We start from the raw sequence: 22,337 nt of genomic DNA on the forward strand, positions 1-22,337 counted from the left end.
AAGCCCTTCGGGAGGCAGCATGAATATTTTGATTACCGGTGCAACCGGGTTTGTCGGTCAGGCACTGTGTCCGGCCTTGAAGGCACAGGGGCATTCTCTTTACGTGCTGTCGCGCACACCGGCATCTGTTGTCGAGCGTATTGGCGTAGAGGTTGAGGCGCATTCGGACGCGATGGCGTTCAGGGATACGCCGCTGGATGCCATCATCAACCTGGCGGGTGCCTCCATCGCCGGTGGGCCGTGGACCGCATCGCGCAAGCAGACCCTGGTCGACAGCCGGGTCAGTGTTACCGAGTCGCTTGAAGCCTTGTGCAAGGCGCGGGACACCTTGCCTCAGGTGCTGATATCAGGGTCGGCGATGGGCTATTACGGCAACCAGGGCGACACCGTGGTGACCGAGCAGACCCCTCCACATCAGGAGTTTGCCCATGAGCTGTGTGCCCGTTGGGAAGCGGCTGCACAGCGTATCGAGGCATTGGGAGTGAGAACGGCCATTATTCGGATCGGACTGGTTCTGGATCGGGATGGTGGGTCGCTGAAGCCGATGTTACCGGTTTATCGATGCGGGCTGGGGGCAACGCTGGGCTCGGGGACGCAGTACATGCCCTGGATTCACCGAACGGATCTGGTCCGTATCATCATGCATTTGTTGAATGATGGGGCTTTGTCAGGCCCGGTCAACAGCAGTGCGCCGCATCCGGTGACCAACCGTGAGTTCACCAAAACCTTGGCGCGAGTGCTGCATCGACCAGCGCCATGGCGCATACCGGCATTTGTGTTGAAAACCGCGATGGGTGAAATGTCCCGATTGTTGCTGACGGGGGCAAGAATGACACCGGCACGCCTTGAGCATACCGGATTTGCCTTTGAGTACCCGACGCTTGAAAAGGCCCTTCAGGCCATTGTGAACCGGGCCTGATGGCCCGGTTCGGTACTGCCTTATTGGTGGGCATCGACGGTCAGGATGACCCGAACCGCATCCAGTCTCAGGCGTGACTGAGTGATGGCGTCATCCAGTTGTGCCTTCTCGTCGCGAAGCAGTGAAAGCTCTGCTTCCGGCACGCTGCCATGCCGCGCTGCCAGCGCCGTCAGGCGGTCCAGTTCGGTGTCCATGGTGAGTGTCATTTCTTCATGGGCCTTGCGCACTACGCCTGACAGGGCCCGCTCGGCGACGGTATCTGCCTGATCCATCAATTCGCGCACCATCACATGGCGGTCCTTGATCAGGTTCCGGGCAATACCTTTCTTCACGTGCTGCAGATTCTTGGCCAGTCCACCGAACGACACGCTATTGGACAGGTCATTACCGGATTCATCCACCAGTACTCGCACGGTGGTCGGCGGGAGGAACCGGCCGACGTGAATACCGGATGGTGCCGGTGTTGATGTGCAGAACACTGCTTCCAGCATGACACGTCCACCCGGGATGCTGGGATGCTGTAACAGCCCGAGGGCTGTATTGCCCATGGCGCCGGTCGCCATGTGAGACAGCATTTCCTGAACCAGCGGGTGCTCCCAGGACAGACGCTGAATATCATCCCGGCTCAGGGCGGTCTCACGCGACAGGGTCATGGTGAAGCCTTCCTCGCCCCGAATCAGGCCAGGCAGCCCCTCGACCATGTGGCCACCGGGGTGAAGGTAGGTCAGTCCGCCATCCAGATCTCGTGTATCAACCCCGAAGATATCGAAGGCCTGATCCAGGTACTTCGGCAGGGTGGGGTCGTTGTCCAGTTCCTCGATCTGCGCGGCAATCTGTTCGGCATGGGCCGGATTCTGCGAGCCCATCTCCAGCAGGCGATTTCGTCCGGCCAGTCGCTCCTGGATGAGAACATCGAAGCGCTCGCGTGTTTCGCTGACCAGCGCCTGAATGTCATCGGCATCCAGCAGGCTGTCAGCCAGCCGGTCGCCGAACTCGTCAAACAGGGTACTGCCGATCCCATGGGGAAAACTGAACGCATCCATGCCATCGCGGTACCAGTTCAGCAGGCGAGCCATCGGGCTGTCCGGGAAGATGGGCAGATGAATATCGATCGGAAAGCGCTGACCGATGCGATCAAGCCGGCCGATGCGCTGTTCCAGCTGGTCCGGATGGGGCGGCAGATCGAACATGATCAGATGGTGGCAGAACTGGAAGTTGCGGCCTTCGGAGCCGATTTCCGAGCATATCAGCAACGGACTGCCTTCGCTGGCATCCTGTTCGGCAAAGGCAGCCGCGGCGCGGTCACGCTCGATCAGCGTCATGCCTTCATGAAATACCGGAACATGCAGGCCGGTCAGGACCTGAAGACCGGCAGACAGTTCACGGGCGGTATCTGCGAAATGGCAGATCAGCAGGGCCTTTTCGCCCGGATGCTGCTTCAGCCACTGTTTCAGCCATTCCACTCGGGTATCGGTTTTCCACCAGGGGGTGCCATCGCCATTCATCCGCTCGCGGTCGAGGGCTGTCTGGGTCTCTTCCAGATACAGCAGCACATCCGGATGATCGAGGCCGGTATCAATCAGCAGCTCATCAAGGTAGTCCTCATCCCTGTCCAGCTTTTTCAGCATCCGCTGATACGGGGCCGGCATGTCAAGCTCATGGACGTGAAGGCGACGTTCCGGAAATCCTTCAACATGGCGGCGGCTGTTGCGAAATACCACGCGGCCGGTGCCATGGCGGTCCAGTAGATGGCGACGCAGCGACTGGCGTAACCGGGTCTGGTCTTCCGGCGTGTCGGCGGCAGCCAGCTGATCAAGCAGGGACTGGCTATCGGCATCATCCAGAATGGCATCCAGCGTATCGCGCCGGGAGGCGTCTTCCGGCCAGGCATCGAGGGCCTCGACTGCTTCGGCGACGTGGGAATAACGTTGCTCTTCGGCCTGAAAGGTGTCCAGGTCCGGGTAGCGCTGCGGGTCCAGCAGTTTAAGACGTGCAAAGTGGCTGTCGGGTCCCATCTGTTCAGGGGTTGCCGTCAGCAGCAGAACACCGTGGCTGACGTTGGCCAGATGTTCGATGGTCTGGTAACCGGTGTCGCCGCCTTCCGGGGTCCAGGCCAGGTGGTGCGCCTCATCGACAATCAGCATGTCCCAGTGGCTGCCAGTGGCCTGCGCCTGCCGGTGAGGGTTGGCAAACAGCCACTGCTGGCTGGCCAGAATCAGCTGGCGGCTTTCGAACGGGTTCTGCGCTCGGTCGAGTTCGGCGCACTGTTGTTCGTCCAGCAGGGTAACGTCGATCGAGAAGCGGCGCAGCAGCTCGACCAGCCACTGGTGCGTCAGGCTCTCGGGCACCAGAATCAGGGCGCGCGACGCCCGGCCGGTCTGCAACAGACGATGAAGGATCAACCCAGCCTCGATGGTCTTGCCCAGACCCACTTCGTCAGCCAGCAGGACGCGCGGCAGGCGTCGACGTGAGACATCATCGGCAATGAAAAGCTGGTGGGGAACCAGATCAATCCGGGGGCCGGAAAGTCCCAGCGCGGGATGGCGTTGAAGGCGGTTCATGATCTGAAGGCTGCGATAGCGCAGGTTGAACCAGTCATTGCGGTCGATCTGACCAGTGAGCAGGCGGTCACGGGCCTGGTGGAACTGCATTCGGTCGCTGATTTTCGGCTCGGGCAGTTCTTTCAGTTCGCCTTGTTCATCAACGCCGATATAGGTAATCAGGCCACGCTGTTCCTTGGTGTCTTCTACAGTCAGTACCCAGCCTTCGCTGGATTCGACCCGGTCACCACTGCCGAATACCACCCGGGTCAGGGGCGCGTCCTTGGAGGAATAGGTGCGGGTTTCGTCACTGGCGTTGAACAGCACCGTGACGCTTCGAAAGTCGACATTCAGTATCGTGCCCAGACCAAGTTCGGCTTCGCCATCGCTGATATAGCGCTGGCCGGGAGAGAAATCGCTCATGCTGTTAATCGGGCCTCACATTTACAGGTTCATGCCGGCGGGCGCGGTATCTTACCTTAAAGCCCGGCAGGGCTTAACCCTTGATGCGTGCAGATGAACGTCCGAGGCCGAAGGCGCCCTGCAATGAGCTCGCTGAGGCCATCTCAGGACTGTTCGATCCCATCCTTCAGCAGTTCATCGAATGTGCAGGGCGTACCGCATTTATCCGGCGTATATCCGGCCAGGTGATCAACGGCGCTTAGAAACGAGTCAGAGCCCATGGCTTCCATCAACTGGCACAGGTTGTGCTGACGAAGCTGGCTTTCATGACAGACCAGCAGGTAGTGCTCCGTGGCCAGATTTATGAACTCGAGGCCGAACTGCGCGGCGGCAGCTTCGACACCAAACCCCACATCGGCCATGCCGGCAGCCACATAAGCGGCGACGGCGGTGTGAGTGAACTCCTCCTGAGCAGCATTGGTGAGGTGCGCTTCATCGATGTGATGTGCTTCCAGCAGCAGGTTGAACAGTACCCGGGTGCCGGAGTGTTCATCGCGGTTGATAAAGCGGAGCCCGGGCCGGGTAAGGTCCGCAAGGCCGTGAACCTGCTGTCGTGTCTCGGTACGCAGGATCAGGCCCTGGCGCCGAGTGACAAATCGAATGACGCGAAGGTTTTGACCGGCAAGCTGGTCGTGATAGGCGGCCATGACACGTGCCGCCAGTGGTGGCGAAGCCGGCAGGTGAAAGCTGGCAAGATCGCAGTCGCCCCGATTCAGGGCGCTGAGGGCTTCCAGCGGGTTGCAGTAACGCAGGTCCAGCTCGCCCGGCAGCTCCGCGAGCAGGGCGACGGCGTAGCCGTGACTGGCGTGCAGGCGCAGCACCGGATGGGCCCCTTCCAGCAGTTGCTGCAGCTGGTGGTTGAGTTCCGAAGCCATGCTGTCGAGTTGAGGCTCGAGTCGTGCCCTGAGGCGTTGTTCTGACCACAGCAGCTGTTCACCCAGCGGCGAGAGCCGCGTTCCGTACCCCTTGCGCATGGTTACCATGGGCATGCCAAAGAAAAGCTCACCCCGGGTAAGCAGGTTCCAGGCATGGCGGTAGGAGATGCCGGCCTTCTGTGCTGCACGCGTCAGCTTGCCGGTGTCGTGTACGCCATTGAGCAACGCAAAAATGACAGGATCCAGCAGGTCATTTTCCTCGTTTCTGAACAGCCAGGTCGGGGTGATATGCAACTTTGTCTTAAGCATTTTCATTCATATTTTTCGGGTTGCCCGGGTGTGCTAGTTTGGCCGTCACGTGACTTAAGCATAAAGCAATTAAGAACAATTATTCCTATACGACGTTCGAACACATGCTGCCGGTCGTCTGACCCCGTCCGACACGTTCGACTACTTGATGAGGCAACCAGGTCATGTCTACTACCAGCTCGCCAGCCGCCGGTGCCTGGACGCCGGCGCTGATCCAGGAAGTGATCGACGACCACAAGTCGATGCCCGGCGCCATGCTGCCCACCCTCCATGCGCTTCAGGATCGTTTCGGACATATTCCCGATGGTGCGGTGCCACTCATTGCCGAGACGCTGAGCTGCACCCGCGCCGATGTGCACGGGGTCATCAGCTTCTATCACCATTTTCGAACCCGGCCGGCCGGTCGAAGCGTTATTCATGTCTGTCGCGCCGAAGCCTGTCAGGCTGTCGGAAGCCGGCAGCTTGAAGCACATATCAAGGCGTCCCTGAAGGTGGATTACCATCAGACAACGCCGGATCATGAGTTCACGCTGGAGCCGGTTTACTGTCTTGGCAATTGCGCCTGTGGCCCCTCCATTCGCATCAATGACGATGTTCACGGGCGCGTTACGCCAGCCCGGTTTGATGAGCTGGCCGACGAGCTGACGACGACTGTCGTGGAGGTGAAATAATGGCAATAACCGTTTATGTACCCAGTGATACCACGGCACGTGCCCTGCAGGCTGACCGGGTCGCAGAGCACATCGCGCGTGCGGCAGCGTCGCGCTCCGTGGATGTTCGTATCGTGCGTAACGGCTCGCGCGGCCTGTTCTGGCTGGAGCCGCTGGTCGAGGTCGATACTCCGGACGGTCGGGTAGCCTTTGGCCCGGTAATGCCCGGCGCGGTAGACAGCCTTGTGGAGTCTGGACTGTTCGACGGGCGGCAGGATCATGAGCTGGCACTCGGGCTGACCGAGGAAATCGCCTACCTCAAGCAGCAGCAGCGACTGACCTTTTCCCGCATCGGCATCATTGACCCCCTCTCGCTTGAGGATTACACCTCACTGCGCGGCTTCCATGGTCTCAGGGCCGCACTGGCACGTGACGGTCAGTCCATTGTCGACGAAGTGAAGACCTCCGGGCTGCGTGGCCGCGGTGGCGCCGCCTTCCCGACCGGCATCAAGTGGCAGACCGTTCATGACGAAGCGCCCGGCCAGAAATATATTGTCTGCAATGCCGATGAAGGCGACTCGGGGACCTTTGCCGATCGTCTGGTGATGGAATGCGATCCGTATATGCTGATCGAGGGCATGACCATTGCCGGTCTCGCCGTGGGCGCGGACCAGGGCTATATCTATCTGCGTTCCGAGTACCCGCTGGCGCATACCATCCTCAATAACGCCATTGCCCGTGCCTGCGAAGCCGGCTATCTGGGCGACAACCTGCTGGGCACCGACAAGGCCTTCCATCTGGAAGTTCGGCTGGGGGCCGGAGCATATATCTGCGGCGAGGAAACCTCCCTGCTTGAAAGCCTGGAAGGACGTCGTGGTCTGGTGCGTGCCAAGCCGCCGCTGCCGGCCATCGAAGGTCTGTTTGGTCGTCCAACGGTCGTTAACAACGTGCTGTCGTTCGCTGCCGTGCCCTTTATTCTGGATCAGGGGGGGCAGGCCTACGCCGATTACGGCATGGGTCGTTCCCGTGGAACGCTGGCCATACAGCTGGCGGGCAATGTGAAACGTGGCGGGCTGGTCGAGCTGGCATTCGGCATCAGCCTGCTCTCGCTGATGGAGGATTTTGGGGGCGGTACGTTGAGTGGACGCCCGCTCAAGGCGGTCCAGGTCGGTGGCCCGCTCGGGGCCTACCTGCCGGAAAGTCAGTGGGATAATCCGCTGGACTACGAAGGCTTTGCCGCGTTTGGCGGGGTAGTGGGGCATGGTGGCGTTGTAATGTTTGACGACACGGTCGACATGGGCGATCAGGCCCGGTTTGCAATGGAGTTCTGCACGGTTGAATCCTGTGGCAAGTGTACGCCGTGCCGCATCGGGGCCGTACGCGGTGTAGAAGTCATCGATCGCATTCGTGCCGGTGAAAATGCCGACATGAATCTCACATTGCTCGGTGAGCTGTGTGAAACCATGGTCGATGGCTCGCTGTGTGCGATGGGCGGCATGACGCCGTTCCCGGTGCAGAGTGTAATGGAGCATTTCCCTGACGATTTGACACCGCGACACGCCCGGGTGGCGGGAGGCATACCATGCTGAACCATTTTGATCCCAAGCAGTACCTTGCAGGCCAGGTCAACAGCTACGACCCCACGTTATTTGATCGCGACCTGGGGACCCCGGGGAGCACCTCAACGACGGCGATCGGTCTGGTGATCGATGGCGTCGAAATCAGCGTGCCGGAAGGCACGTCGGTCATGCGCGCCGCCGCGCTGGCCGGAATCACGGTGCCCAAACTGTGTGCGACTGACAACATGGAGGCCTTCGGCTCCTGTCGTCTGTGTGCAGTGGAAATCGAAGGGCGTCGAGGCTACCCGGCCTCCTGTACGACCCCGGTCAGCGAAGGCATGTCGGTTACCACGCAGAACGGCAAGCTTGCCAAACTGCGCCGCAACATCATGGAGCTTTATATTTCCGATCACCCGCTGGACTGTCTGACCTGTCCCGCCAACGGTGATTGCGAGCTTCAGGACATGGCCGGTGCAGTCGGCCTGCGTGAAGTGCGCTACGGGTATGAAGGTGCCAATCACCTCGATGCCAAAATCGACGATTCCAACCCGTATTTCAGCTTCGATCCCAGCAAGTGCATCGTCTGTTCGCGCTGCGTGCGTGCCTGTGGCGAAGTGCAGGGCACATTCGCTCTGACCATCGACGGTCGCGGGTTCGGTTCCATGGTGTCTGCCGGACAGAACGAGCCCTTCATGGACTCCGAGTGCGTGTCCTGCGGCGCCTGCGTGCAGGCCTGCCCGACATCCACGCTGATGGAAAAGAGCGTTATCGATGAGGGTGTGCCCGAGCACAGTGTGGTCACCACCTGCGCCTACTGTGGTGTCGGCTGTTCGTTTGAAGCCCAGATGAAGGGTGACAAGTTGATTCGCATGGTGCCGTACAAGGGCGGTGATGCCAATCACGGCCACTCCTGCGTCAAGGGGCGCTTCGCCTTCGGCTATGCCACCCACAAGGACCGTATCCGTGAGCCGATGATCCGCGACTCGATCGATCAGCCGTGGCGCGCGGTGTCCTGGGAGGAGGCGCTCTCGTTCTCGGCGAAGCGGCTGAAGGACATTCAGGAAAAATACGGACGTGACAGCGTGGGGGGTATTACCTCTTCACGCTGCACCAACGAAGAAACCTATCTGGTTCAGAAACTGATTCGCGCAGCGTTCGGCAACAACAATACCGACACCTGTGCCCGTGTCTGCCACTCGCCGACCGGTTATGGCCTCAAGACCACGCTGGGTGAGTCGGCAGGTACCCAGACGTTCGATTCCGTCATGAAGGCCGATACGATCCTGGTGATTGGTGCCAACCCAACGGATGCACACCCGGTGTTTGCCTCATTGATGAAGCGCCGCCTGCGTGAGGGTGCTGATCTGATCGTGGCCGACCCGCGCCGCATCGATCTTCTGAAAACGCCGCACGCCGAGAAGGGGTTGCATCTGGCCCTCAAGCCCGGCACCAACGTGGCACTGGTCAACGCGCTGGCGCACGTGGTGATTACCGAAGGACTTGAAGACGAAGCGTTCGTGGCCAGCCGCTGCGGCACCGAGGGCTATCAAAAGTGGCGCACGTTCATTCAGGAAGAGCGCCATGCGCCGGAGGCCTCCGAGTCTGAAACCGGGGTGCCTGCAGCGCTAGTGCGCACGGCTGCGCGCAAGTACGCCACGGCCGGCAATGGCGCCATCTATTACGGGCTGGGCGTGACCGAGCACAGTCAGGGCTCTACCACCGTCATGGCGATCGCAAACCTGGCGATGGCCACCGGCAATATCGGACGGGAAGGGGTTGGCGTGAATCCGTTGCGCGGTCAGAACAACGTGCAGGGGTCATGTGACATGGGCTCCTTCCCCCATGAGCTGCCAGGCTATCAGCATGTGGCCGATACCGAGGTGCGTCAGCGCTTCGAGCGGGTATGGAATACCACGCTGGATGACGAGCCGGGCCTGCGTATCCCCAACATGTTTGATGCCGCCGTAGCCGGTACCTTCAAGGCGTTGTATGTACAGGGTGAAGACATTGCCCAGTCGGATCCGAACACCCAGCACGTCGAAGCAGCGCTTTCCGCGCTGGATTGCCTGATCGTTCAGGATATCTTTCTGAACGAAACGGCCAAGTACGCCCACGTACTGTTGCCAGGTGCTACCTTCCTCGAGAAAAACGGCACCTTCACCAATGCGGAGCGTCGCATCAACCGCGTCCGGCGCGTCATGGCACCCGTGGCGGGCATGGAAGACTGGGAAGTGACGCAGGCGTTGTCCAATGCGCTCGGCTATCCCATGAACTACAGTCATCCGTCTGAAATCATGGACGAGATCGCGCAGCTGGCACCGACGTTTACCGGGGTGAATTACAGCAAGCTTGACACCCTGGGCAGCATTCAGTGGCCGTGCAACGATGATTATCCGATCGGCACGCCGACGATGCATGGCGTGGACTTTCCGATTGGCAAGGGAAATTTCGCCATTACCGAGTACGTGGCTACCGAGGAGCGTGTCAATCGACGTTATCCGCTGCTGCTGACGACCGGGCGGATTCTCAGCCAGTACAACGTTGGAGCGCAGACGCGCCGTACCGCCAATAGTGCCTGGCATGAGGAAGACGTACTGGAAATTCATCCGACGGATGCCGAAGACCGTGGCCTGAAGGATGGCGACTGGCTGGGTATTCGCAGTCGCGTAGGGCATACCGTACTACGCTGTCGTGTCAGCGACCGCATGGCTCCGGGGGTGGTGTATACCACGTTCCACCATCCGGGTAGCGGCGCCAACGTGATTACCACGGATAACTCGGACTGGGCTACCAACTGTCCCGAATACAAGGTGACGGCGGTTCAGGTCGAAAAGGTCACGCAGCCCTCTGACTGGCAGCAGCGGTTCCAGCAGTTCGATGAACAGCAGCAACGGTATCTGGATCATGCCGATGCGGGGGAGGTGGCGCTCAAGTGAGCGCCGTTTCACGGGCGATGTCACAGGAGAATACCTTGCATGGATGAAATGGATACGCTGGTCAGGATGGTGAATCAGATCAGCATCAACAATCGTCATCATGGCGAAGATGCACTCGCGGCCGAAGCGGTCGCGATGCACCTCAAGAAATTCTGGGCCCGCCGGATGAAGCAGCAGATCATCGACTATGCAGAGAACGATGGAGGCGCACTGGAGCCGGTTTCCCTGCTCGCGGTGATGCGGCTCAGGAACATGTCCGATGAAGTAAGGGATTGGTCCGATACGTCCGATGCGGGCTGACCGACCCTGACTCATGATGAAACAAGGGCCACCCGGAGGTGGCCTTTTTCATTCCTGCATCGCCTGCCTTGCCGGCAGTGCGGGTCGAGAGACATGCCCTCAGGCGGCAGGCCCTGACAGCGCAAATTGTGCCGGCCAGTCGCGGTGGTTAAACACCTGGCCTTCAGCGCGAATGCGGGCGACCTCACGCAGGTCAATGCGTGCCAGAACCCATCCGGCTTCATCGTCAGTGCCTTCTGCCAGAATGCCGTTATCGGGAAAGCCATGATCCACGGGCGTGTAAACGCTGGCACGACCGGTATTGATATCCACGGCCTCTGACCAAGGGGCATGACCGATGGTCGGTGACTGCACCACATAACACTGCTGTTCAAGTGCTCGTGCCTGGCAGCCAATGCGCACCCGATGAAAGCCCGCTCTGGTGTCGGTGCAGCTTGGCACCAGCAGCAGCTCGGCGCCGGCGGCCACCTGTCGGCTCGCAATCATGGGAAATTCCGAGTCGTAGCAGATCTGTATGCCAATACGGCCGAGATCGGTATCGATGACCTCGATGCGCCTGCCGCTGCTGATATGCCACTGCTCGTTTTCAAAGCGGGTCATCATGAGCTTGTCCTGATGGCCCAGCCGGCCTTCAGGCCCGAACAGCGTGGCGCGGTTGACGATACGACCATCCTGCTCTGCGGTCGGGAAGGAGCTGGCCAGAATCAGCACATTATGGCGGCGTGCCAGACTATGGTGCAGTGCATGCCACTTCGCCAGCAGGGTCTGCATGGCCTGAAGCTGGTGGTGCAGATCACTGTACACAGCCTTGCCGAACACCGAGGCCAGTTCCATGCTCCCATACTCCGGAAATACCAGCAGGCTGGCGCCGCGTTGTGCGGCATCGGCAACCCAGCGTTCCAGCTTGTCGGCAAACTCATCCCAGTGTGTAAAGAAACCGATATCGTACTGGGCCGTTGCCAGCGTAAACGCACTCATGGCAGGGATTTCATCCAGAAGGTCATGGGTTTGAGGGTTTCCTGTGCCTCCCCGAGGTCCCTCCAGCTGAAATGCGTGGCAAGTTCGGGGTGTTTTTCATAGCCCCGATGATGCCAGAACTGATCCAGCGGCTGGTAGGTGGCAGGGCGTGCTGGGTGTGTCGCGGGACGCTCCACGGCGCAGAAGCATGAACGGGTCATGCCACCGATCTCGCGCGCGTGCGCTTCACGCTGCTGGAAAAACGCCACGCCCGCTCCCTGGCCGCGATATTCGGCAAGCAGTACGGATTCACCACAGTAAAATATATCGTCAATGCTGTAGCCTGCCTCATGAAAGGGCCGCTGAACGTCGGCCGTTTCATGACACAGCGGCAGCCCGGTTGACGCACCGACTACCCTGTCACCCTCAAGGGCCAGCACGATCACGCTGTGCGGCGCTTCAGTATAGGTTTGCAGATAGCGGGTTTCGTAGTCCGGGTCGCCTTCGTACAGGTAGGGGAAGTCACGAAATACCTGCATGCGTAACCGGGCCAGCTCCGGGATGAACGGGTGCAGCGCCTCGCCGGACAGGCGCCTGAAGGTCAGCCTGGTCATCATGCGGAGACCTGGGCAATCCAGTCTTCCAGGTTGTAGTAGTTGGTCACCCGCGCTACCTGGTCATCCCGAATCTCGAAGAAGGCACCTGCCGGCAGCCGGTAGGTCTGGCCGTGCGCCTCGGGCAGGCCGTCATCGGTCGCCAGGTACTGCCCCTCGACCGTGAATTCGACGGCCGCGCGGTCGCCTTTCTCGTTCGTGGTGATCGAAAGGTCCACGATGGTTTCCCGGTAATTGCGGTTCATCCGCTGCATGAACGCTGCAAAGGCCGGCTTGCCGATGTCGCGGCCACCTTGATTGATGTCGTGAATGACATCATCGGTCAGCAATGACAGGAAGGTGTCCATGTCTCCGGCATTGAAGGCGTCGTAGTAACGTTGCAGCAGCTGAGTAGTGGCCTGATGCATGGGAAAACTCTCCTGAAGTGCGCGAGCCAAAATGTCGATAGTAGACAGTCCGGGTGGTGGGGCGAAAGCAGGGCGGGGCCTTGTTGGCAAAATCGAGCATGAGGTTGTCGCAACTGGCACCGACGGGCCTGATGTGTCGCCTTGCTTGCTGGTAGCATACGGGATTCACACGATGTGTCCGTATCGGGCCGTCCTTGTCATCATCAGGGGAGCATCCGCGTGCAGGACCGGCTTCGCAGTATTGCCATCGCCTCTCAGGCGGTCGGCTTTGTATTGATTATTGCCTTTGATACCTGGTTGCCTGAAGGCATGGTACGTCCCGCGCAGGGGATCACGCTGGCGCTGATGCTTTCAGCGGCGCTGGGCGTGGCGCTGGCTCGGCGGTATCAGCGCAACCGTCGGCTGAAGAAACGTGCCGATTCCTCCAGGCCCTGATGCAGGCCATGCAGGAGGAGCGCCAGAGCGCTCCTTCTGGCAGGTCTCATGGTGCCAGAATGTCAGCCAGAGCCTCGGCCTGTGCACCCATCACGATATGCATGACATGAGGTGTCGTGTGATGAATCCCCCGAGCGCCCAGCGTACGCAGGGCGGCCTCATCGATGGCCTCGGGCCGACGGGTTTCGATGCGCAGGCGCGTGGTGGCAACCGACGTCAGCCTGGTTATGTTATCCACACCCCCCAGTGCAGCCATCCAGCCTTCGCGGTCCACTGTGTCTGATGTAACCGTACGGCCAGCCGTTGCCTGGCGAGGGTGGCTATCCACCGGTGCGGGTTCCGGCAACGGCATGGCGCTGCGGGCGCCCGGCAGTGCCGTTCGAATGTCGTCCGACACCTGATCCGCGACAGGGCCCAGAATGACCTGCAGGCCGTTGCCCTGCAGCTTGAGCATGCCGCGAGCCCCCAGCGCTTTAAGGGCCGTCTCGTCGATGGCGTCATGATCGACCATGACCAGCCTCAGTCGTGTCGTACATGCACCTACGCGGATGATGTTATCGGCTCCGCCCAGCGCGCTAACGAAGGCATCACCACGTGCCTGCGTGGGGGCCGGTTCCTCGGCTGTGGACGTGGTGGCTGCCTCCGGCTCCCTGCCAGGGGTGGGCAGATTGAAACGTGTGATTGCCCATTTGAAAATGGCGTAATACAGCGCGAAATACACAAGCCCCACTGGAATCAACAGCCAGCCTCGGGTCGACAGGCCATAGGACAGCGCATAGTCGAACGCCCCGGCCGAAAAGGTGAAGCCCAGCTTGACGCCAAGGGCATGCATGACGGCCATCGAGATACCTGTCATTACGGCATGCACGCCATACAGTACCGGGGCCAGAAACATGAAGGTGAATTCGATCGGCTCGGTGACGCCGGTCAGAAAGGCGGTCAGCGCCAGTGACAGCAACAGTCCGCCCACCCGGGCACGGGCCGCCCGGGGCGCAGCGTGGTACATGGCCAGCGCCGCCGCCGGCAGACCGAACATCATTACCGGGAAAAAGCCGGTCATGAAGCTGCCTGCCGTTGGGTCCCCGGCAAAGAACCGGTTCAGATCACCGGTCACGCCGTCGTAGCTGCCGAAAACGAACCAGACCAGGCTGTTCAGCACGTGATGCAGTCCGGTAACGATCAGGAGGCGGTTCAGTACGCCGTAGACAAAGAGTCCTGCCTCGCCGGCGTCGATCAGCCACTGCCCCAGTTGATCAATGCCGTACTGGATGGGAGGCCAGGCATAGCCGAACCCGACGCCCAGCAAGACCCCTGCCAGCCCGGTCGCGATGGGGATAAAGCGTCGGCCACCGAAAAAGGCCAGATAATCCGGCAGCGTGATGGTGCGATAGCGGTTGTACAACAGCCCTGCCACGCTCCCCATGATGATGCCGGACAGCACGCCCATGTTGATGTCGGGATCAAGGGTATTCAGTACGGCGTTCAGTACCAGATAGCCGATGGTGCCGGCCAGTCCGGCGGCGCCGTTATTGTCCTCGGCCAGCCCCACGGCTACCCCGATGGCAAAGATCAGCGCCAGCTGGCTGAAGATGGCATTACCGGCATTGGCAATGAAGGCGATATCCAGCAGGTCCGGCTGGCCAAGGCGCAGCAGCAGACCCGCGACCGGCAGAACGGCGATGGGCAGCATCAGTGAGCGGCCCAGCAGTTGAAGTCCGCCCATGATGCGGGAACCAGGTGTGGTGCTCATTCGAGGCCCTCCCGGGAAGATGTTGTTTTTGTCGTTGCCAGATGCGCTGAAACGGTCTGTCGGACCGCCTCGGCGCTGTCCATGGTCAGCAGGTCAGGCAGCAGGGCTGCAAGACCGGAAACGTTCAGTTGCCGCAGGCCATCCTTGATGGTGCCGATACGCGCAGGTTCGACCGACAGCTCGTCGATGCCAAGCGCTACCAGCACCGCCGCGGCCAGCGGGTCACTGGCGGATGCGCCGCAGACCCCCACCGGGCAGTGGCCATGGGCTCCTTCAATACACAGCTTGATCAATCGAAGTACCGCCGGGTGCAGTACATCCATACGCGCTGCCAGAGCGGGAGACTCCCTGTCCATTGCCAGGGTGTACTGAGCAAGATCGTTCGTACCGATTGACAGAAAGTCCGCGGCTCGGGCCAGACCCGGGCTCAGTGCGGCAGAGGGCACTTCGATCATGGCGCCCAGCTCCGGCAGTGCATCAATCTCCAGTGCTCCTGCCCGTTCAGCCAGCCGTGTCTTGATCGTCATGAATTCGGCCACATCGCTGATCATCGGCACCATGATACGCAGGGTCGGTGGACCGTGTGGCGGTCGGGTGTCTCGTGCGGCCAGCAGCAGGGCGTCAAGCTGCTGATCGAGCAGTTCGGGCTCATGCGCCCATAGCCGTACCCCACGGATGCCCAGCGCCGGGTTGGGAGTCTCGGGCAGCGTCAGGTAGGGCAACTGTTTGTCTGCTCCGATATCCAGAGTACGAATGATGACCGGAGCACCTTCCATTGCCTGCACCACCGTGGTGTAGACCGTCTGCTGCTCCGGGGCGCTCGGTGCTGCATCGCGCTCCAGAAACAGCAGCTCGCTGCGAAACAGGCCAATGCCGTCGGCGCCATGGGCGGCCGCCAGCGCCGCTTCTTCGGCAGAGCCGATATTGGCTGCCACCTGAACGGTGTGACCATCTCGGGTGGTGGCGGGCTGGTGGGCATGCCGAGCGATGCGTTCCCGCGCATCCTGTTGTGCGCTCAGTTGCCGCTCCAGCGCTTCCAGGCGTTCCGGTGTCGGGGTGCTTTCAAGTATTCCTGCCTCCGCATCGAGACAGGCGCGCTCCCCCCTGGCCTGCAACAGCGCTTCTCCACAGGCCACGATGCAGGGCAGCCCCCTGGCCCGCGCCATGATGGCCACATGCGAGGTTGTCCCGCCGGCGGCCAGACACAGCCCGCCAAGACTCTGGGCGATGGCGGCAAAGGCTGATGGCGTCATGTCGTGACTGATTAAAATAGCCCCTGGTGGCAGCGGGGCCTGAGAAGGGGCCGAGGTGGCAAAATGCTGCATGACCTGCTGCTGCAGGTCGCGAAGATCGTTCACGCGGGCGGCCAGCAACGGGTTGAGGCTCGCGGCCAGCGTGGCGGCCTCGGCATCAAGTGCGCGGCGCCACGCCTCGCCGCCGCCAAAGCCATCGTCAATATGCCTGTGGGCAGCTGCGAGCAGTGTCGGGTCGTCAAGCCATGCACGGTGCGCCTCAAAGACATCGGCTTCTTCCTGGCGTCCGGCCTGACTGGCCGTGGTCATGGCTCGGGCCAGTGAATCCCGGGCCTGACGAATGGCCTTGTCCAGTGCCGCACGTTCCCTGTCCGGCGTGTCGCCCCGCTCGGGAACATTCGGCAGGGCAGGGCTCAGGGTGACCAGCGGGCCGATGATGAGCCCCGGGCTGGCGGGCAGGCCGGTGTACTGTCCGGCGGCTGTCGTATCGGCTGACACTGCGTGGTCTGCTTCGGCCGGTGCTTCCGGCCCGAGGGTAGTATCAGGCTGGCCCAGGAGATGGACGGCGGCGTCCAGTGCCGTACTGGCCTGATAGCCTGCTGCGGTCAATGTGACATCCGTGCCGCACAGGATTCCCATGTTCAACAGACCGCTCAGGCTGGCGCTGTCGATCGGTGGATGATCATCGGTGGCCAGTGTCAGTGTGACCTGGTGCTGACTGGCAATGCGCCGTAGTCGCGCGGCGGGGCGAGCATGCAGGCCATGTTCCAGCGCGACGGTGACGGTGCGGGTGCTGGTCTGCCCCGGCGTGGAGGAGGGCGCGGCCCCCGGCGGCGCCTCTTCACTCAGTGCCAGCCGAAACAGCGGCTCGCCCTGTCGAACGATATCGCCAGGGGCGGGTAGCAGCTCAAGGGCCCAACCCACCGGGGCGGTCAGAATCATGGGGGTGATCAATGCTCGTGCATGGCGCGCCAGATAGTCGACGTCAAACCGGCAGAGCTGTGAACTTCGTCATCGTGACTGATCAGTAGCTCGATGCCTTCGCCGTTCAACTCGACCGTATCTAGCCCCAGATGTAATAGCCATTCACAGTCCTGTTCATCGCGCAGGGTAATCGCGTGGCGCGTGCGGGCACATTGAATGATGCGGCCATGGCAGGGCGCATGAAGCGTATCGCCCAGCGGGTCGAGCGCCACGCCGGGGCCGAGGGTGCCTTCGGCAAAGACCGGATCAGGCACTTCCTGCAGCGGGATCACCACGCCATCAATAGGCGCGACAAGTTCAAAAAAGGCAGGCATGGACATGTCCTCGTTATTGTTGTTGGTTCTACGGTTTCAGCGAGTACGGGTCACCTTGCGAAGGTGTCTGGGCTGGTCCGGATTGCTTCCTCGGGCTTCGGCCAGTGCAGCGGCCATGCTGTAGAAGCTTTGAATGATCGACAGTGGCTGCAGATCCTCGTGGCCCGCATCCGCCACCGGCAGGTGACTGGTGCCGCCATGATCGTCGGCGGCCAGCATGACCCGGGCCCCCATGCTCTCAAGGTCGTCGGCCAGTGCCAGCAGCCCCGTCTGTTCCGGCCCTTGAGGGGCAAAAATCATCACCGGGTAACCGGGCTCAATCAGCGCCATGGGGCCGTGGCGGACTTCGGCGCCACTGAAGGCTTCTGCCTGAATACCGCAGGTTTCCTTGAACTTCAGCGCTGCTTCCTGTGCAACAGCCAGGCCGCTGCCCCGGCCAATTACCAGCAGGCGGTCGGCCTGTTTCAGGGTGTCGATGGCCGGCTGCCAGTTCAGGGCTGCGGCCTCTTCCAGGCGAGCCGGAAGGGCTTCCAGTGCGTCAAGCAATGCGGCATTTTCGGCCCAGGCGCCGACCAGGTGCGCTCCGGCGGCCAGCGTTGCCAGATAACTCTTGGTTGCCGCCACGCTTTCCTCCCTGCCGGCATGCAGGGGCAGGGTCTGGTCGCTGGCAGCGGCCAGCGGCGTGTTCTCGGCATTGATCAGAGCGAGTGTGCGGGCGCCACCCAGCGCCAGAGCGCGCTGGGTGGTGATCAGGTCCGGGCTTTCACCCGATTGTGAAAAGGCAATCGCCAGTTGATCCGTTACACGCCATGGGGCAGCGCGCTCGGTACTGAGGGATGGCGGCAGGGAGGCCACGGGACAGCCCAGATGTTTCATCGCCAGATAGCCGAAAAAGGCTGCCGCGTGATCAGAGCTGCCACGCGCCACCGTCAGAATGCTTCTGGGTGGGGCGGCGAGCAGCGCCTTTGCCAGGGCCGCGACACGGGCCTGGTTCTGATGCCACTGGGTACGGAGAACACTCGGTGCACTCAGGGCTTCATTCAGCATCAGGGACATGGGGCCTCCGGAATGATCAATTTATAAGCATGACCTTACAGAGGTCCGGCCTGGTAGTCACTCGAGATGGCCATGGTTGATAAATGGCGTCTGTGTGGTGCGCCCGGCTCATCGGGGGAATCAGCCAGCGTACAGGCCTTGAACACGTCGTTAACGGTGTCGAGCTCTTCCTGCTTCATCCACGGCAACAGGTGCCAGTGGGTCGCGCTCACTCCAGGCAATCCGTTTTATTATCATCATGTCCACGAGGCTTGCTTTAGGGGCCTGACGCAATCTGCGGCGTTGCATGAGGGTTGCTCTTATGTCGTCAGGCACGTAAAGCGCTGGGATATGGGACTGCAAGTAGTGGGTGTATTCGCGTGCAGCGACCTCGCCGCCCCATACACCGTCCAGGCTTTCGACCTCTCCGGTCCCCCCCCCCCCGCCAATCTGGTGTCTCATCCAGGAACTGGCGGAACAGCAGCTTCGGAGCCAGCTTCGCGGCGTACCCTTGCACCCGGCGTTCGATAAGCCCCGTTCGATAGCTTGTCGGGCGCCTGTTCGTGTCAGCACGTTGGTGGGCAGTGCCAAAGCCTGTTTCTCGGCATCCGTTTCGGTGACCTTGAGTGCGTTGGCCTTGCTAGCATCATGATCACAATGGGCTGGTGCGCTCGGTAATGGATTCCCCCTGCCGCGTAATAAACATTGCTTCGAACTCCTCTGCCGGCAAGGGCTTGCCGAACAGGTATCCCTGAACCTCCGGGCAATGATGTTCTCGCAGAAAGTTGAACTGTGATTGCTCTTCAACACCTTCAGCAATGATATCGAGCCCGAAGCTCGTGCCGAGGTCGAGCATCGCCTTCACGACGGCGACGTCGGAGTTGCTGTGGGGAAGCCCCTCAACAAAGCTCTTGTCGATCTTGATCCGCGTTACCGGGTACTCCTTGAGGATGCTCAGGGAGGCATACCCCGTCCCATAATCATCCAGGGCCAGCTGGACGCCCAAAGCCTTCAGTTTCTTGAGTACGTCAAGCTTGGCACTGTCGTTTTTCAGGATAATGGTTTCGACCAGCTCAAGTTCCAACGCTTCGGCAGGCAGTTTGAACGTATCCAGCGCTGAACGTATCACCGAAATAATGCGGGGCGTGGCCAGTTGCACATCAAACAGATTGATGCCGATACGAAGCTCGGGATGTATGGTTCGCCACCGAGCGGCCTGCTGGCATGCCGTATGGATGATCCAGTCGCCGACACTTTCTGCACAGGGCTTGCGACCCAGTATCTCGATGAAGGACGCGGGCGTGAGTAGACCGCGCCTGGGGTGGCGCCACCGAATTAATGCTTCTACCCCGCACAGTCGTTTACTTTTCGTGGAGACTTGCGGCTGATAATAAAGCTCGAACTGGCTTTCTTCATATGCGCGGCGCAATTCTGCTGCAAATGCCTTTTGCTGCTGGATCGACTCATGCATGCCGGATTCGTACAGCATGACGTCACCCTTGCCCGACCGCTTGACCTGATAAAGTGCCAGATCTGCTGCGGCAATCAGTTTGCTTGAGTCCTGACCATGATCCGGGCCGACGGCGATGCCAATGCTGACACCAATATGACATCGGTGGCGGGATACGTCATAGGGGGGCGAGAGCGCCTCATTCACATGCCGAGCCAGTTGCTGCGCTTTTTGCGCGTCCCGATCATTAATGACAACGATGAATTCGTCGCCGCCAAGGCGCGCGATACAATCTGCTTTCGGGCATGCGCTTCGAAGCCGGGTGGCAACCTGAAGCAGTAATTCATCACCGATTGCATGGCCGAACGTGTCGTTGACTTCCTTGAAGCCATCCAGATCCATGATCATGGCGATAACGCCGCTGCTGTTTTGAAGCAGATCATCCAGCTGAGCGGTGCAACTACTTCGATTGGCCAGTCCGGTCAAGGAGTCATGTGTTGCCATGTAGGTGAGCTGCTGTTCGCGCTCCTTGCGCTCCGTAATGTCCCGAATGATCACCACAATGCTTTTTCGATGGCTGTCCTTTGACGCCGATAGGGTCAGCTCTGCGGGGAAGGTGCTGCCATCTTCTCTCACGCAGGACGTCTCAAGGGAAAAGGAGCGGTAACTGCCCGGACCGCTCACGGCTCGGATCAATATGGTCTGGAAATCGGTCAGTGCATCGTCATGTATCAGGTACGAGGCATGTTCACCGGCCAACCCGCCGAACATGGCCTGGGCGCCTTCGTTCAAATAGGTGATGCATCCACTGGTATCCAGAAACAGAATGGCATTGGGCAGGCTTCGAGCGATGTTATCGAGTTGCTGCTGGCTCATGCGCTTCATGTTTTCCAGTCGGCGCTTCTCCATGCGATCCATGACCATGACGGCCAGGTCGCGCATGTTCTTTCGATCATTATCGCTGAGCTGCCTCCCGGGAAGCTGATCGGCAATGCAGAGGGTACCTATCGTGACCCCTTCTGGTGAGGTCAGCGGTACGCCGGCATAGAACCGAATATGAGGCGGGCCTGTCACCAGTGGGCTGTGCTTGAAACGCTCATCTTCAATAACATCAGGCGCGGTCAGGACATCGTTTTGCATGATGGTGTGCGCGCAAAAGGAGTCTTCTCGATCAACGCTGCAGATATCGAGGCCCGTTTGAGCCTTGAAGTGAAACCGATCATGATCGACCAGCGTAACCAGCGCGATAGGAACGTCGAACATGCGAGCCGCCATATTGACCAACCTATGGAAAAAGGTCTCCGGCTCGATACCGATCAGGTCATACTGCTGTAGTACGTCCAGTCGGCGATTTTCGTCATCGGGTATCGGGAAGGTCATGTCTGGTACAGGTTCCAGTGAGTCGTTATCGAATGCGCCGCAGCAAATCGTATTGCCTAAGCAAAAAGTGTAGCTGGCACTTATGATCTATCGGCACCCCTGCTTATGGTCTTGTATGGTTGATCGGGTCTTTTTTCAAAAACAGGGACATGTTTACGTGGTACCACGTTTCTCACAGCGTATTCGCGTGCCGTATCCGTGTTCTCCAAATGAGTCCTCGACTTCGGTCACCAGCCATTCTTCCCCATCGATCTCCGGTTTCCAGCCGCTGAGCATCACTGGCGTTTCAGGCATGAGATCAGCGCGCCTTTGAGCCAGTGTCAGCTCGAACGTGGCGGTGCCCCGCCTCTGTCTTGGCGGCCTCGAGGGCGTCAGCCTCGGAGGCGTAGGTGGCGCGCAGATCCTTGAATTTTTCCCCTCTCATCGGCAATGGCTATTTGCCGTTTGCTGCCGGCGATATCGTTCCATAATTCCCGCACGCCGGTAAAATTGTCACGATCGGTCTGGCTGTAACGGTGCTGTTCGCCATCGCGGCGGGTGAGGGTGACGCCGGGCAGAGCAATACTGCTGGCCGTGAGTTCCTCACCGCAGTCAATCATGCTGAATGAAAACGCCACGTTGTTCCGCCGCCGCTACCTCAATGGCAGTCATGCGGGCTTTGTGATGTACGTCTCGGACGCCGCGCAAAACCAGGAGGACATCGACGCCATGCGGGAGGCGTTCAAGACCGCCAAGGGCGTCGGCAACTTCCGCAGTCTGTTTCTGCATTCCCCGAACGGCAAGAAAGACGGCGTTCAAATCACTCTGATCATGAGGTCGCGGCGAAAGACGAGTTCGCCGGCAAGTAACATTACCCGCGTGTTCGTGGCCAATGAGCTGGACCCGTTGCAGTCGGTATTTCTGGAGATCAACGACAACATTGGGGGGAAGTGGTCAGGCTCAGGCCGTATGAGTTGGGCGGGAATCAGCAGCAGGCCAACTCTTGATCGTGATTAGGTTTCTATCTTTGTTCAACGATAGACTGCTCACCAGCATGAAAAATAAGGCGATTGCCAATAACGCATCCAGAACCTGCAGGGAAAGATATGACGGCCGTCTTGGGAGTGATTTTTTTAGTCGTTGGCATAAGTTCTACGATTCAATCTTTTCGCGTTCAAAATACACTAAACGAAATTATCAAATCAGGCCGTGACAAAAACGATTTGGGT

The 22,337-nt window shown here is 60.1% G+C and carries 21 protein-coding genes; 7 read left to right on the forward strand and 14 right to left on the reverse strand.

What is annotated here, in order from left to right; genetic code table 11:
- The first annotated feature begins 19 nt into the window (after window positions 1-19).
- The gene (locus NAT21_RS15105; protein WP_250939716.1) at window positions 20-919 is read left to right on the forward strand and encodes a TIGR01777 family oxidoreductase; all 900 of its coding nucleotides are present in this window, start codon (window positions 20-22) and stop codon (window positions 917-919) included.
- 20 nt (window positions 920-939) lie between these two features.
- Here the strand turns inward: NAT21_RS15105 and rapA are convergent, their stop codons facing one another.
- Window positions 940-3,882, reverse strand: a complete 2,943-nt coding sequence (gene rapA / locus NAT21_RS15110; RefSeq protein ID WP_250939718.1) for an RNA polymerase-associated protein RapA — start codon at window positions 3,880-3,882, stop codon at window positions 940-942.
- 143 nt (window positions 3,883-4,025) lie between these two features.
- A complete protein-coding gene (locus tag NAT21_RS15115; RefSeq protein ID WP_250939720.1) occupies window positions 4,026-5,105 on the reverse strand; it encodes a substrate-binding domain-containing protein in 1,080 nt (359 codons plus the stop codon).
- Between the two features lie 164 nt (window positions 5,106-5,269).
- Here NAT21_RS15115 and NAT21_RS15120 point away from each other — a divergent pair, with 164 nt between their 5' ends.
- From NAT21_RS15120 to NAT21_RS15135, 4 genes are read left to right on the forward strand one after another with little or no spacing between them, the layout of a single operon-like run.
- Window positions 5,270-5,776, forward strand: a complete 507-nt coding sequence (locus NAT21_RS15120) for a formate dehydrogenase subunit gamma (protein ID WP_250939722.1) — start codon at window positions 5,270-5,272, stop codon at window positions 5,774-5,776.
- A complete protein-coding gene (locus tag NAT21_RS15125) occupies window positions 5,776-7,344 on the forward strand; it encodes a formate dehydrogenase beta subunit (protein ID WP_250939724.1) in 1,569 nt (522 codons plus the stop codon). The genes NAT21_RS15120 and NAT21_RS15125 overlap by 1 nt, the downstream gene beginning before the upstream one ends.
- Window positions 7,338-10,250 (forward strand): formate dehydrogenase subunit alpha, encoded by a 2,913-nt coding sequence (fdhF, locus tag NAT21_RS15130; protein WP_250939726.1) that lies wholly within the window; start codon window positions 7,338-7,340, stop codon window positions 10,248-10,250. The genes NAT21_RS15125 and fdhF overlap by 7 nt, the downstream gene beginning before the upstream one ends.
- 39 nt (window positions 10,251-10,289) lie before the next feature.
- A complete protein-coding gene (locus NAT21_RS15135) occupies window positions 10,290-10,550 on the forward strand; it encodes a formate dehydrogenase subunit delta (protein ID WP_250939728.1) in 261 nt (86 codons plus the stop codon).
- Window positions 10,551-10,649: 99 nt separating this feature from the next.
- On the opposite strand, the gene NAT21_RS15140 is transcribed toward NAT21_RS15135, so the two are convergent.
- The 3 genes from NAT21_RS15140 to NAT21_RS15150 are packed head-to-tail and all read right to left on the reverse strand — an operon-like array spanning window position 10,650 to window position 12,528.
- Complete coding sequence (locus NAT21_RS15140; protein WP_250939730.1) at window positions 10,650-11,528, reverse strand: carbon-nitrogen hydrolase family protein; 879 nt, start codon at window positions 11,526-11,528, stop codon at window positions 10,650-10,652.
- The gene (locus NAT21_RS15145) at window positions 11,525-12,124 is read right to left on the reverse strand and encodes a GNAT family N-acetyltransferase (RefSeq protein ID WP_250939732.1); all 600 of its coding nucleotides are present in this window, start codon (window positions 12,122-12,124) and stop codon (window positions 11,525-11,527) included. The genes NAT21_RS15140 and NAT21_RS15145 overlap by 4 nt, the downstream gene beginning before the upstream one ends.
- Entirely contained in the window at window positions 12,121-12,528 is a 408-nt protein-coding gene (locus NAT21_RS15150) for a ketosteroid isomerase-related protein (protein WP_250939734.1), read from the reverse strand. The genes NAT21_RS15145 and NAT21_RS15150 overlap by 4 nt, the downstream gene beginning before the upstream one ends.
- Window positions 12,529-12,747: 219 nt before the next feature.
- Here NAT21_RS15150 and NAT21_RS15155 point away from each other — a divergent pair, with 219 nt between their 5' ends.
- Window positions 12,748-12,963 (forward strand): hypothetical protein, encoded by a 216-nt coding sequence (locus NAT21_RS15155; protein WP_250939736.1) that lies wholly within the window; start codon window positions 12,748-12,750, stop codon window positions 12,961-12,963.
- A 46-nt stretch (window positions 12,964-13,009) separates the two neighbouring features.
- Here the strand turns inward: NAT21_RS15155 and nagE are convergent, their stop codons facing one another.
- The 9 genes from nagE to NAT21_RS15195 all read right to left on the reverse strand — a co-directional run bounded on the left by nagE (window position 13,010) and on the right by NAT21_RS15195 (window position 21,746).
- Entirely contained in the window at window positions 13,010-14,713 is a 1,704-nt protein-coding gene (gene nagE / locus NAT21_RS15160; protein WP_250939738.1) for an N-acetylglucosamine-specific PTS transporter subunit IIBC, read from the reverse strand.
- Complete coding sequence (gene ptsP / locus NAT21_RS15165; protein WP_250939741.1) at window positions 14,710-16,908, reverse strand: phosphoenolpyruvate--protein phosphotransferase; 2,199 nt, start codon at window positions 16,906-16,908, stop codon at window positions 14,710-14,712. Before ptsP ends, nagE begins: the two co-directional genes overlap by 4 nt.
- An 8-nt stretch (window positions 16,909-16,916) precedes the next feature.
- Window positions 16,917-17,264 carry a PTS sugar transporter subunit IIA gene (locus tag NAT21_RS15170; protein ID WP_250939743.1) on the reverse strand — a complete coding sequence of 116 codons (348 nt, stop codon included), beginning with the start codon at window positions 17,262-17,264 and terminating at the stop codon, window positions 16,917-16,919.
- A gap of 36 nt (window positions 17,265-17,300) precedes the next feature.
- Window positions 17,301-18,320 (reverse strand): SIS domain-containing protein, encoded by a 1,020-nt coding sequence (locus tag NAT21_RS15175; protein WP_250939745.1) that lies wholly within the window; start codon window positions 18,318-18,320, stop codon window positions 17,301-17,303.
- A gap of 35 nt (window positions 18,321-18,355) precedes the next feature.
- Window positions 18,356-18,532, reverse strand: coding sequence for a replication endonuclease (locus NAT21_RS15180; RefSeq protein ID WP_250939747.1), 177 nt, complete (start codon window positions 18,530-18,532; stop codon window positions 18,356-18,358).
- Window positions 18,471-18,761, reverse strand: coding sequence for a type IV toxin-antitoxin system AbiEi family antitoxin (locus NAT21_RS15615; RefSeq protein WP_350355183.1), 291 nt, complete (start codon window positions 18,759-18,761; stop codon window positions 18,471-18,473). The genes NAT21_RS15180 and NAT21_RS15615 overlap by 62 nt, the downstream gene beginning before the upstream one ends.
- 190 nt (window positions 18,762-18,951) lie before the next feature.
- Entirely contained in the window at window positions 18,952-21,129 is a 2,178-nt protein-coding gene (locus NAT21_RS15185; RefSeq protein ID WP_250939749.1) for a sensor domain-containing phosphodiesterase, read from the reverse strand.
- Between the two features lie 153 nt (window positions 21,130-21,282).
- A complete protein-coding gene (locus NAT21_RS15190; protein ID WP_250939751.1) occupies window positions 21,283-21,423 on the reverse strand; it encodes a hypothetical protein in 141 nt (46 codons plus the stop codon).
- Between the two features lie 77 nt (window positions 21,424-21,500).
- Window positions 21,501-21,746: a hypothetical protein gene (locus NAT21_RS15195; protein WP_250939753.1), complete on the reverse strand. Its 246-nt coding sequence runs from the start codon at window positions 21,744-21,746 to the stop codon at window positions 21,501-21,503.
- Between NAT21_RS15195 and NAT21_RS15200 the strand changes: the two genes are divergently transcribed.
- Entirely contained in the window at window positions 21,727-22,125 is a 399-nt protein-coding gene (locus tag NAT21_RS15200; protein ID WP_250939755.1) for a phage portal family protein, read from the forward strand. The two genes, NAT21_RS15195 and NAT21_RS15200, sit on opposite strands and share 20 nt — an antisense overlap.
- The last annotated feature ends 212 nt before the right edge of the window (window positions 22,126-22,337 follow it).

Source organism: Larsenimonas rhizosphaerae (genome assembly GCF_023700005.1).
GTDB classification, from domain to species: Bacteria; Pseudomonadota; Gammaproteobacteria; order Pseudomonadales; family Halomonadaceae; genus Larsenimonas; species Larsenimonas rhizosphaerae.

Bases quoted from the DNA above. Each gene is read 5' to 3' on its own strand.
- NAT21_RS15105 (WP_250939716.1), top strand. From the start codon at position 20: ATGAATATTTTGATTACCGGTGCAACCGGGTTTGTCGGTCAGGCACTG.
- rapA (WP_250939718.1), bottom strand. From the start codon at position 3,882: ATGAGCGATTTCTCTCCCGGCCAGCGCTATATCAGCGATGGCGAAGCC.
- NAT21_RS15115 (WP_250939720.1), bottom strand. From the start codon at position 5,105: ATGCTTAAGACAAAGTTGCATATCACCCCGACCTGGCTGTTCAGAAAC.
- NAT21_RS15120 (WP_250939722.1), top strand. From the start codon at position 5,270: ATGTCTACTACCAGCTCGCCAGCCGCCGGTGCCTGGACGCCGGCGCTG.
- NAT21_RS15125 (WP_250939724.1), top strand. From the start codon at position 5,776: ATGGCAATAACCGTTTATGTACCCAGTGATACCACGGCACGTGCCCTG.
- fdhF (WP_250939726.1), top strand. From the start codon at position 7,338: ATGCTGAACCATTTTGATCCCAAGCAGTACCTTGCAGGCCAGGTCAAC.
- NAT21_RS15135 (WP_250939728.1), top strand. From the start codon at position 10,290: ATGGATGAAATGGATACGCTGGTCAGGATGGTGAATCAGATCAGCATC.
- NAT21_RS15140 (WP_250939730.1), bottom strand. From the start codon at position 11,528: ATGAGTGCGTTTACGCTGGCAACGGCCCAGTACGATATCGGTTTCTTT.
- NAT21_RS15145 (WP_250939732.1), bottom strand. From the start codon at position 12,124: ATGATGACCAGGCTGACCTTCAGGCGCCTGTCCGGCGAGGCGCTGCAC.
- NAT21_RS15150 (WP_250939734.1), bottom strand. From the start codon at position 12,528: ATGCATCAGGCCACTACTCAGCTGCTGCAACGTTACTACGACGCCTTC.
- nagE (WP_250939738.1), bottom strand. From the start codon at position 14,713: ATGAGCACCACACCTGGTTCCCGCATCATGGGCGGACTTCAACTGCTG.
- ptsP (WP_250939741.1), bottom strand. From the start codon at position 16,908: ATGATTCTGACCGCCCCGGTGGGTTGGGCCCTTGAGCTGCTACCCGCC.
- NAT21_RS15170 (WP_250939743.1), bottom strand. From the start codon at position 17,264: ATGCCTGCCTTTTTTGAACTTGTCGCGCCTATTGATGGCGTGGTGATC.
- NAT21_RS15175 (WP_250939745.1), bottom strand. From the start codon at position 18,320: ATGTCCCTGATGCTGAATGAAGCCCTGAGTGCACCGAGTGTTCTCCGT.
- NAT21_RS15615 (WP_350355183.1), bottom strand. From the start codon at position 18,761: ATGAGACACCAGATTGGCGGGGGGGGGGGGACCGGAGAGGTCGAAAGC.
- NAT21_RS15185 (WP_250939749.1), bottom strand. From the start codon at position 21,129: ATGACCTTCCCGATACCCGATGACGAAAATCGCCGACTGGACGTACTA.
- NAT21_RS15190 (WP_250939751.1), bottom strand. From the start codon at position 21,423: ATGCCTGAAACGCCAGTGATGCTCAGCGGCTGGAAACCGGAGATCGAT.
- NAT21_RS15200 (WP_250939755.1), top strand. From the start codon at position 21,727: ATGCTGAATGAAAACGCCACGTTGTTCCGCCGCCGCTACCTCAATGGC.